Annotated in this window: 16 protein-coding genes; 12 read left to right on the top strand and 4 right to left on the bottom strand. The window is 72.2% G+C overall.

Annotated elements, in window-relative coordinates; translation table 11 throughout:
• The first annotated feature begins 36 nt into the window (after positions 1-36).
• Together CP984_RS41045 and CP984_RS02040 are read left to right on the top strand one after the other, a co-directional pair.
• On the top strand, positions 37-210 hold the full coding sequence (locus CP984_RS41045) for a hypothetical protein (RefSeq protein ID WP_156100317.1): 174 nt from the start codon (positions 37-39) through the stop codon (positions 208-210).
• A 126-nt stretch (positions 211-336) separates the two neighbouring features.
• Entirely contained in the window at positions 337-573 is a 237-nt protein-coding gene (locus CP984_RS02040; protein WP_003981736.1) for an HAD-IA family hydrolase, read from the top strand.
• A gap of 27 nt (positions 574-600) precedes the next feature.
• Here the strand turns inward: CP984_RS02040 and CP984_RS02035 are convergent, their stop codons facing one another.
• Positions 601-1,452, bottom strand: a complete 852-nt coding sequence (locus tag CP984_RS02035; protein WP_030180278.1) for a class I SAM-dependent methyltransferase — start codon at positions 1,450-1,452, stop codon at positions 601-603.
• Positions 1,453-1,562: 110 nt separating this feature from the next.
• On the opposite strand from CP984_RS02035, the gene CP984_RS02030 reads away from it, so the two are divergent.
• The 3 genes from CP984_RS02030 (at position 1,563) to CP984_RS02020 (ending at position 5,738) form a co-directional block, all read left to right on the top strand.
• Positions 1,563-2,153, top strand: a complete 591-nt coding sequence (locus tag CP984_RS02030) for a TetR/AcrR family transcriptional regulator (protein ID WP_003981738.1) — start codon at positions 1,563-1,565, stop codon at positions 2,151-2,153.
• A 195-nt stretch (positions 2,154-2,348) separates the two neighbouring features.
• Entirely contained in the window at positions 2,349-4,988 is a 2,640-nt protein-coding gene (locus tag CP984_RS02025; protein WP_078575671.1) for a SpoIIE family protein phosphatase, read from the top strand.
• 207 nt (positions 4,989-5,195) lie between these two features.
• Positions 5,196-5,738: a GNAT family N-acetyltransferase gene (locus tag CP984_RS02020; protein ID WP_003981740.1), complete on the top strand. Its 543-nt coding sequence runs from the start codon at positions 5,196-5,198 to the stop codon at positions 5,736-5,738.
• Positions 5,739-5,805: 67 nt separating this feature from the next.
• Here the strand turns inward: CP984_RS02020 and CP984_RS02015 are convergent, their stop codons facing one another.
• Entirely contained in the window at positions 5,806-6,594 is a 789-nt protein-coding gene (locus tag CP984_RS02015) for a GNAT family N-acetyltransferase (RefSeq protein ID WP_003981741.1), read from the bottom strand.
• Positions 6,595-6,634: 40 nt separating this feature from the next.
• Positions 6,635-7,273 (bottom strand): YrhB domain-containing protein, encoded by a 639-nt coding sequence (locus CP984_RS02010; protein ID WP_003981742.1) that lies wholly within the window; start codon positions 7,271-7,273, stop codon positions 6,635-6,637.
• A gap of 115 nt (positions 7,274-7,388) precedes the next feature.
• Between CP984_RS02010 and CP984_RS02005 the strand changes: the two genes are divergently transcribed.
• From CP984_RS02005 to CP984_RS01995, 3 genes are all read left to right on the top strand, one after another.
• Positions 7,389-7,610 (top strand): hypothetical protein, encoded by a 222-nt coding sequence (locus tag CP984_RS02005; protein WP_003981743.1) that lies wholly within the window; start codon positions 7,389-7,391, stop codon positions 7,608-7,610.
• A 39-nt stretch (positions 7,611-7,649) separates the two neighbouring features.
• Positions 7,650-8,033: a hypothetical protein gene (locus CP984_RS02000; RefSeq protein WP_003981744.1), complete on the top strand. Its 384-nt coding sequence runs from the start codon at positions 7,650-7,652 to the stop codon at positions 8,031-8,033.
• 108 nt (positions 8,034-8,141) lie between these two features.
• Positions 8,142-8,951: an SAM-dependent methyltransferase gene (locus CP984_RS01995; protein ID WP_003981745.1), complete on the top strand. Its 810-nt coding sequence runs from the start codon at positions 8,142-8,144 to the stop codon at positions 8,949-8,951.
• Between the two features lie 82 nt (positions 8,952-9,033).
• Here the strand turns inward: CP984_RS01995 and CP984_RS01990 are convergent, their stop codons facing one another.
• Entirely contained in the window at positions 9,034-9,618 is a 585-nt protein-coding gene (locus tag CP984_RS01990; RefSeq protein WP_003981746.1) for an MSMEG_1061 family FMN-dependent PPOX-type flavoprotein, read from the bottom strand.
• A gap of 288 nt (positions 9,619-9,906) precedes the next feature.
• On the opposite strand from CP984_RS01990, the gene CP984_RS01985 reads away from it, so the two are divergent.
• From CP984_RS01985 to ispH, 4 genes are all read left to right on the top strand, one after another.
• Positions 9,907-10,215 (top strand): hypothetical protein, encoded by a 309-nt coding sequence (locus CP984_RS01985; protein WP_003981747.1) that lies wholly within the window; start codon positions 9,907-9,909, stop codon positions 10,213-10,215.
• Positions 10,216-10,398: 183 nt separating this feature from the next.
• Positions 10,399-11,175, top strand: a complete 777-nt coding sequence (locus CP984_RS01980; RefSeq protein WP_003981748.1) for an SDR family NAD(P)-dependent oxidoreductase — start codon at positions 10,399-10,401, stop codon at positions 11,173-11,175.
• A gap of 386 nt (positions 11,176-11,561) precedes the next feature.
• Complete coding sequence (locus tag CP984_RS01975) at positions 11,562-12,959, top strand: hypothetical protein (RefSeq protein ID WP_003981749.1); 1,398 nt, start codon at positions 11,562-11,564, stop codon at positions 12,957-12,959.
• Positions 12,960-13,364: 405 nt separating this feature from the next.
• Complete coding sequence (gene ispH, locus CP984_RS01970; protein WP_003981750.1) at positions 13,365-14,363, top strand: 4-hydroxy-3-methylbut-2-enyl diphosphate reductase; 999 nt, start codon at positions 13,365-13,367, stop codon at positions 14,361-14,363.
• Positions 14,364-14,378 lie beyond the last annotated feature (15 nt).

Genomic DNA, 14,378 nt, shown 5'->3' with positions numbered 1-14,378 from the left:
CTTCGACGGGTCGTGAACCTGAGGGGCCCGGATGGAATGACCGCGTTGGACCGCTCCTGGGGGCCGGTCGGACGCTCCCTGGCCGCGGTGGCGTTCGAGGCCGGGCTGCTGGAGGCGGCCGTCACCGGACACCTCAGCGACGAGCAGTGGCGGCGCCGGGTCGTGGACGGCCTGACGCCGGTGTGCGGGGCTCGGCCGGGGGGCCCGTGATCTGGTCGCCGCGTGGAACGTGCTGACCGGGCGGGGGGACACCGAGGTCGTGGCCCTGCTGGCCGCGCTGCGCGGTACGGTGCCGGTGGTTCTGGGCTCCAACGCCACCACGCGTCTCTCGCCGCCGTGGGGCTGGCGGAGGCGTTCGACGCGGTGGTCAGCATCGCCCGTATCGGCGTGGCCAAGCCGGACCCGCGCGTCTTCACGACGGCCGCCGGCCGGGTCGGCACCGAACCGCGCCGCTGCCTGTTCGTCGACGACAGCCTCGGCAACGTCACCGCGGCCCGGGCGGTGGGCATGGCGGGCCTGCACTACCGGAACATCGGTCAGCTGCGGGAGGCGGTGGCGCCGCTGCTGGGGTGAGCGGCAGCGGCCCGCGTACAAACCGGCTCAGCTCTCCGCGTTCCGCTTCGCGGCGACCGCCAGCGTGCTGTACCGCATCGTGAAGCTGCCGCCCACCGCGTCGATGGCCGCGCCGATGCCCGCGAGCACCCTGTCCAGCTCGGCGGGAGAGAGCCGGGTGTGGCTGCCGGTGGTGGGGACCTGGTCCAGCCATGCGTCGCGGGTGTACGTGTGCTCCCAGTCGAAGCGCCACTGTTCCGGAGCGCCGTACGCGTTCGCCGCCCGTATGCCGTCGGCCGCCTTGGCGCACAGCGCTGCGTACCCGTCCACGGCCGAGGCCGACCACTGGCGGGCGGCGAGCGAGTCGGGCAGGAGGCGGCGATAGACCTCGGCGAAGGACGCCGCCAGTCGGGGCGGGGGACTGCCCGCATTCCAGAACACGGCCAGCAGTCCGCCGGGCCGCAGCGCCTGTGCCGCCTTGGCGGGCCCGGCCGCCGGGTCCACCCAGTGCCAGGTCTGCCCGGAGACGACGGCGTCGAAGATCCGGCCGGCCGGGTCCCACGCCTCGAACGCCGCGACCTCGGCTTCGAGCCCGTACTGCCGTGCCAGTCCGGCCATCCGCGCATCCACGTCGACTCCGAGCACCCGGCACCCGGCCGCCGCGAACTGCCGGGCCACGATGCCCGTGCCGCAGCCGACGTCGAGCACGCCGGTGCCGGGCGCGGCGGTGAGAATCCGGTCGATCAGGGCCCGGGGGTAGCGGGGGCGGGCCCGGTCGTAGCGTTCGGCGTCCGAGCCGAACGATTCGGCCACTTCGCGGTGCCGGTAAGGCTCCGGAGCGGGGCTGCGGAACGGTTCCCGGGCAGGAGGGAGCGAGCCCTCCGACGGTATAGTGGGCATGTGCCCACTATGAGTGGGCGAGCGCCCACTCGTCAACGGGGCATGCGGGATACGCGGGGATGCACGAGGTGCGCGGGGTACGCCCCGACGCGCGGAAGAGGAGACATACGGTGCCGACAGGGGTGGCCATCCGCGACGCACGCGAGCAGCTCTTCGACGCCGCCGAACGCGTCCTGCTCCGCGACGGGCCCAGCGCGCTCAGCAGCCGCGCGGTCACCACGGAGGCGGGCTGCGCCAAAGGCGTGCTGCACCGGCACTTCGACGACTTCGACGCCTTCCTCGCCGAACTCGTACGGGACCGCATCGCCCGGACGGACGGACGCGCCGCCGAGCTGCGTGATGCCGCCGGGACCGGCACCGTCGTCGGTCACCTGACCGAGGCGCTGACGGAGCTGTTCGGGCCGGTCGCGGTGGCGATCGTCGGTCTCGTCACCTCGCGGGACGAACTGCGCGCACGGCTGCGCCGTACCACGCCGGCCGGCATCCCCCTGCTCACCGAAGCCGCCGCCGCCCTGGCCTCCTACCTCGCCGCCGAACGCGAACTGGGCCGCATCGCGCCGGACGCCGACATCGACAGCCTCGCCCCCACGCTGATCGGGAGCGGGCATCTGCTCTTCGCCGACCGGATGGGGGAGCGGCCGGAGGGTGAGGCGGTGCGCAGGGTGGTGGCCGCGGTGATGGGCGGGGTTGTGCGGGAGTAGGCGTGGGCTTCCTGGGGTAACGCAGGGTGGCCGCCGGGGAGCCTCCCGGGTGTAACGCAGGGTGGCTGCCGGAGAGCCTCCCGGGCGGCCGGGTACCGGCCCCGCTCACCCGGTCGGCGGATTCCCGCGAGCGGGTCGGCGGAACTCGCTCCGCGGCGCAGAGCCCCGGGAAGCCGTGTGCAGCACACTGGCGGCATGGACCACATCAGTCAGCCGGAGGAGGCGTCCTCGCGGAGTTTTCCGCCACGGCCGGAGAGCGTGGCGTCGGCCCGGCACTTCGTGCGGGCCGCGCTCGCCGGGGCTGACCCGGACGCGGTGGAGACCGCCGAGTTGCTGGTCAGCGAGCTGGTGACCAACGCGGTGCTGCACGCGCGTACAGAGATCGACGTGTCGGCCCGGGCCCTCGACGGCGAGGTCCGGGTACGGGTCGCCGACCGGCGGCCGTGCCGCGCGCTGGTGCCGCAACGATCCCTTGCGCATGCCGGCCCCGGGCAGGGGCTGGCGATGGTCGAGGAACTGGCGTCCGCCTACGGGGTCGACACCGACGACGAGCGCAAGGCGGTGTGGTTCGCGCTGCGGAGTGACGGGCGGCCGCCCCCGCCGTCCGGATGGCAGACCGCCGAGCCGGCCTGCGGTCCCACCCGTACGGTGTCCCTCGTCGACCTGCCGGGCGCGCTCTACCTGGCGGCCCAGGGGCACCAGCACGCACTGCTGCGGGAGCTGACCCTCGCCGCCTTCGCCGGGACGGACACCGGCGTACGCCCGGAAGACCTCGCCATCGCCCACGACATGAACAACGTACTCGTCGCCGGTATGACGGCCGCGCTGGGGGAACAGCCGTCGGACACCCAGGGGCACTCCCTGAACGTATCCCTTCCGGCGGACGTCGCGCGGGCCCTGCCGACGCTCCGTCAAGTCCTCGACGCCGCCGAGAGACTGGCCCGGAACGAACGCCTGCTGGTCTGGCCGTCGCTGCCCCAGAACCGCGTCTTCCGGCAGTGGCTGTTCGACCAGATCACCGGACAGTTCGCGGGCGGGCCGCCCACCGCGTGGACCGTCATCCCCCGCGAGCCGAGCGCCAGCCCCTCGGACCTGGTGCCCTGGGACGCCAGCCACGCCTGGGCCAGCCGGGTCCCCACCATCGCCGCCGACGACGAGAACCGCATCATCGTGGCGAACGGGCCCGCAGCGGACATGCTCGGCTGGCAGACGGGCGAGCTGGTGGGGCAGCGGCTGACCGTGCTCATCCCGGAGCACCTGAGGGAGCGCCACATGGCGGCGTTCACCCGGCTCCTGCGCAGTGGGCAGCCGCACATCCTGGGCCGGTCCGTGCCGCTTCCGGCGCTGCACCGGGACGGCCGGCTGGTTCCCGTACGGCTGTTCATCCAGGCCCAGGGCACCGCGGACGGCCGTACGGTCTTCGTCGCGCAACTCGCCCCCAGAACGGCCCCGCCCGTCCCCGCACCGTTGTCACCGGGGGAGAGCCGGGCCGCGTCGCCGGAGCAGCCCGGCGGGCCGGACCTGACGCAGAGCCCGGAGCGCATCGCGACGAGTGCGGCAGGCGACGCGGCCGGCGGAGCGGCACTGGAGCGCAGACTGCTGGCCGACATCGGGGAGTCGCTGAGCAGCACCCCGAACCTGGACGAGGGACTGCAACGGGTCTGCCGGATCCTCACACGGCGGCTGGCCGACTGGTGCGTGGTGGACCTGCTCAACGACAGCGACCAGCTGGAGCGGTTCTGCGTCTCGCACCACAGCCCCACGCCCCTGCCGGCCGAGGCGTACGCGGGCCGGCTCCCGCCGGTGACGGGGGCCGCGCGGGGGCCGCTGGCCCGGGTGCTGCGCGGCGCCGGTCCGCTGCTGCTCACCGAGCCGCCGGAGCCGAGCGACGCCAGGAGCCCGCTCGACGCGCACTACGTCGAGCTGTTCGAGCGGGTGGGCGCGAACAGTGCCGTCGTCGCGCCGCTGCGGACCCGCGGAGCGGTCTTCGGCGCCCTGACCCTCGTCCGTACCGGCCGCAACCGGCCCTTCACCGAGGACTCGCTGCCCCTGATCGGCGATCTGGTCCGCAGTCTCGCCCTCGGGGTGGAACACGCGCGCCTCTACCAGGAGACCCGGCACATCGCCGAGCGCCTCCAGCGCTCCCTGCTGCCCGTACTGCCCGAGATCGAGCACCTTCAGATGGCCGCCCGTTACGCGCCGTCCTCCACGACCGCGCAGATCGGCGGCGACTGGTACGACAGCTTCGTGGTCCCCGGCGGGAAGACCGCCGTGGTCATCGGTGACGTCGCCGGGCACGACCTGGAGGCGGCCGTCGCCATGAGCCAGCTGCGCAGCATGCTGCGCGGCATCGCCATCGACCGGGAGGAGCCGCCCGACGAGGTGCTGCGCCGACTGGACATCGCGAACCACACCCTCTCCCAAGAGGCCACCGCCACCTGCATCTACGCCCTCGTCACGGGCCCCGCGAGCGGCCCGTGGGAGCTCAAACACTCCTCCGCCGGGCACCTGCCGCCGCTGCTGACCACCCGCGAAGGCGACACGCGCTATCTCGACGGAGGCTCGGGCCTGCTGCTCGGCATGGAACCGGACATGCCCCGCCCCGGCGCCACCGATGCCCTCCCGGCCCACTCGACCGTCCTGCTGTACACGGACGGCCTCATCGAACGCCGCGACGAATCCCTCGACCACGCCATGGACCGGCTCCGCCGCCACACCGCCGCCCTGGCCCGCGAACCCCTCGACGTCTTCTGCGACGAACTCCTCATCGGGCTGAGCGCCGACAGCGCCGATGACATCGCGTTGCTGGCGCTTCGGCCGGTGCCGCGGGGGTGAGGGGGCGGGCGGGGACCGTGGGGGTACCGCGCCTCCTCGATCACGACCCGCAGGAAGCCGAACGCTCACGCCGCTGCTTTGTTGCTCACCTCATGAGGGACGAAGTCCTCGGCTTTGGCGTCCACTTTGCCGATCAGCCGCCCGACCGCGTGGTGCATACGCTGATCGGCCACCGCTGTTGTCAGTGGCTGGTGCCACACTCCCGGGATGCACAACGACTCTCTTGAGCTGCGCCAGTTCGTGTCGTCCCATACGGTCGACGACCGGCTCCGTCAGGCCCTGATCGACTGCTGGGTCGATGTCACCAACGCCGGCGGGGCGGCCGGCTTTCCGCTCCCGCCCATCGACGACTGGCAGGCGGCACCCGCCCTCGACGCCATTCTCAGCAGCCTCGCCCCGGACACCTGCCGCCTGCTCGTGGCCCTGACCGAGGGGGAGGTGGCGGGCTGGCTGAACCTACGCCGCGACCCCTTCGCCCTCATCGCACACTGGGGAACCCTGCACCACGTCCAGACCCACCCCCGCCTCCGCGGCCGCGGCATCGGTGTCGCGCTGATGGAACTGGCCCAGCAGGTCGCCCGGGACGAGATGGGCTTGGAACACCTGCACCTCGCCGCACGCGGCGGAGTGGGGCTGGAACGCTTCTACGGACGGCTCGGCTGGAAGGAAATAGGCCGCTGGCCCGACGCCCTGCGTCTGGCTCCCGGGGACGACCGCGACGAGATCCTCATGATCCTCGCGCCTCTCTGATGGCGCGGCTTCAGGCGTCGCGGACTCGAACCGCCCCGGCCGGGACGGAACGGGGACTGCGTCAGGATTACGCCGCGAGGCGGGGGCGGTACACGTACGGAGTCGTGGTGGTCAGGGCGGTGAAGCCCAATCGTTCCAGGATGGGGCGGCTCTGGTCGGACGCGTCGACCTGGAGGTACTGGTAGCCGCGCTCGGCGGCGATGTGGGCGCGGAAGTCGATCAGTGCGCGGTAGATGCCGCGGCCGCGCCAGGCGGGCACCGTTCCGCCGCCCCAGAGCCCGGCGAAGCCGGTGCCCGGCACCAGTTCCATCCGGGCCGCGCTCACCGGCACGTCACCGGCCATGGCGACAACGGCGACGACCGTGTCCGGCCGCTCGGTGAGCTGAGCCAGGAGTTGCTGCCGGTGCCGGGTGCCGTCCCTGCCGAATGCCTCCTCCTGGGCCTGCGCCATCAGCTCCACCCCGGCGGCGTCCGTCACCGGGCGCAGTTCGATGCCAGTGGGGGGCGCGCTGCTGGTGGGGAGGTCGGCGATCCGCGCGACCATGAGCGTTTCCGGCTCCTCGGGGACGAACCCGGCGGCCTCCAGCCGATCGGCGAGGTCGTCCGGCTGGTCGTGACCGTACAGCTTCCACTCGAATTCCCGCCCGAGCGCCGTGTAGTGGTCCACCTGCTCCGCGATGGCCTCGTCCACGCGGGACCGGTCCAGCGCGGACCACAACACTCCGTTCCAGGCGGCGTCCGGGCCCGTCTGGCGCACCACGTCCCCTACCCGTTCGACGTACGCGCCGGGGGCGTCCGGCGGTGCGTTCTTCCTCATCCGGTCGTCGAACACCGCAAGCATCGTGTCGTGATCCATGCGCGAATGAGACCACCAGGGGTGCGCGTGCGGCAATCGGTTATGGAGTGGCGGGCCCGGCGGTGGGCGGCCTCCAGGGCAGGTGAACCGCGACGGATCGGAGCTGCCCGGGCTGAGGAGAGTGGTGGGTGGGCTGTGTCGCCCCGGCCTCCGGGCGCGCCGCGCGGACTGTCCGTACGCGATGGACGGGATTCGGTTCCGGGACGAGTGCTTTGGTGGCGATGGCTGCGAGAGGGGCGGGGGGAGGGCCGGAATGGAGGGCGGTTGTGTAGGTGGCCGCTTGGGTGGGGCTGAGGGCGGGGACTCGGGTGCGTAGCAGGCGTATGGCGGGGATGCGGCCGTGTACCGCCAGGGTTGCGCACAGTTCCTCGTGCAATGCGTCGACCGCTGTTCGCACCGGCAGCCTGCGGATGCGGGTGCGGTAGTCATGCTCCCATTCCCTGTTCAACGCGGCTGCCGATCCGACGGCATGCACGCTGCCGTCGACGCGGTCGACCACATAGGGGCCGTGGCCCACGAAGAAGTCCCGGTAGTCGCCGGAGCGGACGAATTCCGCGGACTGGAAGCTGACGATCCACACCAGTTCGTGTTCCTCGGCGCCGGTCACCAGCAGCCGGCCCGGGTTTTCGTGGTCCAGGATTTCCTGGACCGTGCGCATGGCGAATTCGCGCTCGATCATGGTGATAGTTTCCCGCACGCCCACCCGTCCCCATTCCGCGGCGGCGGCCGCCGGTTGGCCGAATCCGGGACGATGCCGGGTCGCGGTAGCCGGGGAGCGGGACCAGGGTGGGGGTATGACTGCGCCGATCACCGTGCACCGGCCGTCCGCGAGCGGCGGCCGGCGTGTTTCCGTGCGTACGGCCGGGCTCGACACCGACCTGGGCGTGGCGTACTCGGACGCCGATGTGGAGGAGTTCCTGCGGCGGGCCGGGCTGCCGGAAGGGGTGTCGCTGCTCGATGACCCGACGTGGGTGGACTGGTCCGGCGACCGCGGGTGGGATGCAGGGCAGCACTGACACCGCCCCCCAGGCGTGACGGGCAGCGGACCTGGCGATATGGCCCGGCGACCGGACCCGGAGTACGCCCCGGACCGGCTCACCGCATATGAGATTCCCCTGCGTACAGGCGACGCACTGCGCACACCGCACGACATCGCCGCCATCCTGCGCACCGTCCACACGGGCACCCACATCTACCCCCGCGACAAGCTCCCGGAGGCGCGTCTGTGCGGCTTCCTGTTCCTGGCCCCGGACCGGCTCCGTCTCTACCTCGACACCGAGGAGGCCCCCTCCGGAATGACGGCCGCCGACGTACGTCCCGGCGGCGCTCCGACGGCCCTGCTGGCGGCCCTGCCGTCGCTGCTCGACGAACAGCGGCTCACGACGACCGACGCCGACGATCCGCACTGTGCGCGTGTGGTCGACCTCACCGACTGGTAGGCAGCCGGTAAAACAGCAGGCCACTGGAGGGGCACTGATCGGCCGCAGCCTAGACTCCCCCTGGCACCGGACCGTCGTGGTGCCGTATGACCGTAAGGAGCAAGGGTGTTGGACCAGGGATACCCGGCGGACCGTATCGACACCGGTACGGCGCACTCGGCGCGTGTGTACGACTACATCCTCGGCGGCAAGGACCATTACGCCGTGGACCGCGAGGCCGGTGACGCGATGTGCCGGGAGTGGCCCGCGCTGCCCGTACACATGCGGGCCAACCGCAAGTTCATGCACCGTGCGGCCCGTTACCTCGCCCAGGAGGAGGGCATCGGGCAGTTCCTGGACATCGGCACCGGGCTGCCCACCTCGCCCAACCTGCACGAGGTGGTGCAGGGGATACGGCCCGACGCGCGGGCGGTGTACGTCGACAACGACCCGATCGTGCTGACCCACGCACGGACGCTGCTGACCGGCTCCGCAGAGGGCCGGACCGCGTACGTCGACGCGGACATGCGCGACCCCGAGGCCATCATCGGCTCCGCGGAGTTCCAGGAGCTGCTGGACCTGCGGAAGCCGGTCGGCCTGATGATCATCGGCATTCTGCACTTCATGCTTCCGCCCGAGGACCACAGCCTGGTGCGGCGCCTTCTGGAGCCGCTGCCCGCGGGCAGTTTCGTGGCCATGACGATCGGGACCGCCGACTTCGCGCCGCGTGAGGTCAACCGGGTCGCCGACGAGTACGCGAGCCGGGGCATGCCGATGAAGCTGCGGACGCGGGCCGAGGCCGAAGCGTTCTTCGCGGGAATGGACCTGGTCGCTCCCGGGCTGACGCAGGTGCATCACTGGCGACCGGACGCCGACCAGGAGGAGGTCGACGACCGGGACATCGCCATGTACGGGGCGGTCGCCCGCAAGACCGCCTGACGCGTATGTTCCGTAGCCCGTACGGCTCGTAGGCCCCCTCGGGGCGTCCGCGCCTCCGGCCCCGCACCGGCCCTCGCGCCGGTCAGCCGGAGGCGCTCCAGGTCTGCGGCTCCCACACGCCGGAGCGCCGCAGCGACGCGGGGCAGTGCAGGTAGATCTCGTCGATGTCGAGGAGCAGGGCGAGCGTCGGCCGCTGTCCCCGGACCGTCATGGCGTCGAAGAACGGCGCGTCGGTGAGGACGCGCGCCCTGCCGTTGATACGGAGCACGTCCTTGCTGCCCGGTATCAGATAGAGCAACCCGGCGTGCGGGTTCTCCAAGACGTTGTGGAAGGTGTCGGCCCGCCGCTTTCCCGGCCGGTCCGGCAGGGCCAGCGTGGTGGCGTCCAGGACGTGGGTGAAACCGGGCAGGTCGCCGCGCGGGGAGACATCGCAGTTGCCCTGCGCGTCGGACGTGGAGACCAGGCAGAACGGCGACCGGCCGAGCAGGTCGAGGTCGTCCGGCGTCAGGCGCTGCCGGACCTTGTCGATGACCAGCTGATGCGGCGGGCCGAGCAGCTCGCGCAGTTCCTCGGCGGAGCGCAGTTCGACGTGTCCGGCGCGGTCGGCGGGGCCGCGGGACAGTATGTCGCCGGCGGGGGTGGCGGGGGAGGGGGCGGTGGTCGGCAAGGTCTCTCCGGGGCGGCAGGGGCGGCAGGGGCGGCAGGACAGCAGGGGTGGCAGGGGCGGCAGGAGTCGGTTGGGAAGGGTTACCTTACTTGAGGGCCCGCAAAGGGGCGGCTGGTGGCGCGATTGGGTCGCTGACCTGCGGCTGAGCACCGTCCGGCCGTCCTCGGACACCGCCATACGGCGGAACACCCCCGGGGCACCCAGCTGCCTCCGCCGGCATGCGGCGGCCGGCGGGAGCGGGTGTGCTGAAGACGTACGTAGCTGGTTCACGACTTAGGAGCGATCTGCATGCGTATACGTCTCACCCTGGCCGGCGCGGCGCTGGCCGCGGTCACCGTCGTCGCCGGAGCCCCCGTCGCGGGAGCGACCGACGACCCCGGGGTACCGCCGAAGACGAACGGCCAGGCCGGCAAGACGAACGGCCAGGCCGGTAAGACAAACGGCCAGGCCGGTACCAAGAAAGACCCGGAAGCCACCGGTACCAAGAAGGACACGGCGGCCGCCGATACGAACACCAACACTCCCGACCTGGGCATGGCCGCGATTCCCGCGGGCAACCGGGAGCTCGTCGGGCGCATCATGACCGGCCTCGGCTGAGAGGGTTTCCCGGTTCCGGGACGCCGGCGTCAGCCCTTGGCGCCGGCGTCCTGCGGTGTGCGGTGCGGACCGCAGTGCTCGGTGTGGACCGCAGTGCTCGGTGCGGACGGGAACAGAAAGTCGGGCCCGTCAGTTCCCTGGGCAACAGCTTTCAGGTCTGCACCACTTGAGGGGACACTGATCATGAGCAGCGAGGGCCGCTTCGCCGGCAAGGTCGTGATCGTCACCGGCGCCGGGTCCGGGATCGGTGCCGCCACGGCGCACCGTTTCGCACGTGAGGGCGCCACCGTCGTCGCGGTCGGGCGTACGGAGGAGAAGCTGCGCCGGACGGTCGCCGGGGCGCCCGACGGTTCGACCGTCGTCGCCCACGTGGCGGACATCTCCGACGAGGCGGCGGTCACCGCCCTCGTCGAAGCGGTGACCGGCGACCACGGCCGGCTGGACGTGCTGGTCAACAACGCGGCGGTCGCCACCGGCGGCACCGTCGAGCACACCGACACGGCCAGTTGGCGCCAGATCATGAGCGTCGACGTGGACGGCACCTTCTACCTGTCCAGGGCCGCCGTACCGCATCTGCGTGCCGTCGGCGGCAGCATCGTCAACGTCGGCTCGGTCTCCGGCCTCGGCGGGGACTGGGGCCTGGCCGCCTACAACGCGGCGAAGGGCGCGGTGGTCAACCTCACCAACGCCATGGCGCTCGACCACGGGGCCGAGGGCATACGGGTCAACGCCGTACACCCGAGCATCACCGTCACGGAGATGGCCGGGCCCCTGCTCGCCGACGAGTCCCTGGTGGCCGCGTTCCGGCAGCGCATCCCGATGCGGCGCCCCGCCGAGCCCGAGGAGGTCGCCGATGTCATCGCGTTCCTGGCGAGCGACGACGCCCGGTTCGTCAACGGCGTGCACATCCCGGTCGACGGCGGCCTGAGCGCGTCGTCCGGCCAGCCCCGTATCTTCTGAGGGGGCGGACGCGGGGGTACGGCGCCCGACGGGCGGAATCCCGGAGCGGGCGCCTTCTCCGTACGCGGGAAACCCAGTGGTCTCATCTCATATTAGTAATTGCCCGATAGAGCGAATGTAGGGATATCGCTCACCGTGCGTGGGCATCGCGCCAGACGAAGAGTGCTCCCTGCATCCGCCTGGTCAGAAGGCGTCGCACGAATGCCACGCGTGCCGCCGCCGAGTCCCCGCTGACCGGTGCATACGCACCGGCGGGACGGCTTTCGAAGCCCTCCCGGCCGGACACGGAGGTGCGGGACACCTGCCAAGACGACGGGCGTTCAGCGGTGTGACGCTGCCCGGGTCGCGGCGAAATCCTGGTGTGTTCCACGCGTTGGAGGAGGGGGATGGCCGCCGACCGTCGCGCAGCCAACGATGCCCTGCGGGCACTGCTCTCGGCAGCCGGCTGGACCTATGAAGCCCTGGCAAGGAACGTCAACGCGCTCGGTGCCGAGAACGGTATACGGCTGCGCTACGACCGCACCTCGGTGGCGCACTGGCTGGCCGGTTCGGTTCCCCGCCCGCGTACCAGGGAATTGATCGCCGAGGCGTTCACCCGCAAACTCCGCCGCCCCGTTCCCCTCGGGGCATTGGGCATGGGGAAATCCGCCGCCCCTGATGTCCTCGGCAGCCTCGACGCGTACGTGCGGAAGGGCGCCGACGGGGAAAGGCGCGCGGTGCCGCTGCTGGCCATGCTGTGCGGAATGGACGCCGACCCCGCGCGGCGGCGTCTGGTGCAGCAGTCCGTCTACAACGCCGTGGAAATCGATGCGCCGGTGTGGCCGGGAAGGAGGGCCGAAAGCTCCGTTCCGGAGCGGCCGTTGCCGCGGAAAGACATCGGCCGCCCGGGAGGCGCCGCGGGACTGCGCAGCGCCACGGATTTCTTCCGCCGGGCCGGTGACTTCGGCGGCCGCCACGCCCGTTCGGCCCTGGTGTCCTATCTCCACGACGATGTCGTGCCCCGGCTGCACGCGGGAGGCCCCGAGAGCACGTACCTCCCGCTGCTGGCCGAGGCGGCGCGGCTGGTCCATGTGCTCGCCGGCATGTATGTCGACGACGTGCGCAACGGTGCGGCCCAGCACTATCACCGCGCCGCTCGCCTCCTGGCCGCCGAGGCCGGTGACCGTACGACGTACGCCGTCGTGCTGCGGAGCATGAGCGGCCATGCCCTCGACCTCGGCCACCGCCGTACGGCCCTGCGCCTGGCCGTGGCGGCCCTCGGCATCGCCACGGCCGACGCGCCCCCCGACGTGCGGGCGCCGCTGCTGGCCCAACTCGCCCTCGCCCAGGCCGCCGTCGGGGACCGCCGCCGCGCGCTGGCATCGCTGTCGGAAGTGGCGCGGCTGCAGTACGAGATGTCCGGTCGGCCCACGTCAGGGCGCTGCGTACCCGGTTCTTCCGGGGCCGCGCTCGCCTGCCGGAAGGGGCGGACGCTGGCGCTCCTGGGGGACCGTACGGCGGCGATCGCCGCCCTGCGCGCGTCCCTGGAGCAACGCTCGGCGACCGCGTACCTCCCCTGCGCGCTCACCCGCGCGGAGATCGCCCGGCTGCTCCTCGGCGACGGCTGGCTGGAGGAGGCGTGTGCGACCTGGCACCGGTTCCTCGACGACTACCTGCATCTGCGCTCCGGCCGCGCCGACCGCATTCTCGCCGGTCTGCGCGGGGAACTGCGGGTGCACGCCACGCGCCAACCGGTCCGGTCCCTGTTGCGCCGGGTGGACGCGTTCGTACGTAATCCGGAGTGAATGCCGCGCGTGCGAAGGCGCGTTGATGGGCCATTGCCGCACAACACGTTCAACACGCTGCGGTCGCCGAACCGGAATGAGGGCCTTTCGATGGGTGAACCCATGGAGTGACACCGCATTTTCCGCCGACGGGCCGGAGAGGTTCGCCCATGCGGACGTCCGGTCGTCGCTGAAAAGGGAGTCGCCGCACAGGGAAAGGCGGGAAAAGTGGGGAGCGGCCGGAGCCGTCCGTGCCGGGCACCCCACGCGCACAAACTCTCCGGCCGCGTCATCCGCCCCACGGGACGCGGCCGGAGGCCGGAATACGGCGCGCCCGGAACGTGCGGCTCCCTCGAAGGCTCCGTTCCCGTCGGCCGTACGGGCCGCGCCGTACCAGCTCGCCACCATCGCCACCGTGAGGACCCCATGCCGTACTTCGTATCGTCCGCTGCCCGTTCCGCCGCCGCGACCGCGGGCCCGGGGCGGGTCCTGCTCGCCTCGCCCCGCGGCTACTGCGCGGGGGCGGACCGTGCCGTCGTCACCGTGGAGAAGGCCCTGGACCGGTACGGGCCGCCGGTGTACGTCCGTCAGCAGACCGTCCGCAACGCGCATGTGGTCCGCGCCCTGGAGCGCAGGGGCGCGGTCTTCGTCGGGGCGACCGACGAAGTGCCCGAGGGCGCGGTGGTGGTCTGCCCGGAGCACGGGACCGCCTTCGAGGTCCACGCCGAGGCGGCGCGGCGCGGGCTCACCACCGTAGACGCGAGCTGCCCGCGGGTCACCAAGGTCCACCTGGAGGCCCGGCGGTTCGCCCGCGAGGGCTACGACATCCTCCTGATCGGCCGTGAGGGGCACGAGGAGGTGGTCGGCGCGTTGGGCGAGGCGCCGGACCGCGTCCACCTGGTGGGCGGTCCCGACGATGTCCCGTACCTCCGGGTCGCGGACGAGGGGCGGGTGGTCTGGCTGTCGCAGACGACGCTGTCGGTGGACGAGACGGCGGTGACCGTCCACGCGCTCAAGGCGCGGTTCCCCGCGGTGCTCGGCCCGCCCGGCGACGACATCTGCTACGCGACACGCAACCGGCAGGCGACGGTGCGACGGCTGGCCGGCATCTGCGACCTGGTACTCGTGATCGGCTCGCGGAAGTCCGCCGCCGCGGCCCGGCTGGCCGAGACGGCGGTCCTGGCCGGAGTGCCCGCGGCCCACCTGGTCGACTGCGCGGAGGAGATCGACCCGGCCTGGCTGCGGGGCATGTCCACCGTGGGCCTGACCAGCGGCGCTTCGGTGCCGGAGATTCTGGTTGCCGAGGCTTTGGACCGGCTTGCCGCGTACGGTTTCGATGATGTGGAGGTCATTGGTGCCGAGGCCGGGGGGCCGGAGTGGCGGCCTGCCGGGGTTGCTTGGTTGGGGGACGATCGCGGGTTCTGAGCCGGCCTGCCCGTA

Origin of the sequence: Streptomyces rimosus, assembly GCF_008704655.1 — a bacterium.
GTDB lineage: Bacteria > Actinomycetota > Actinomycetes > Streptomycetales > Streptomycetaceae > Streptomyces > Streptomyces rimosus.
The sequence above is the reverse complement of the archived record's forward strand: the minus strand, read 5'-3'. Positions and strand labels throughout refer to the sequence as shown.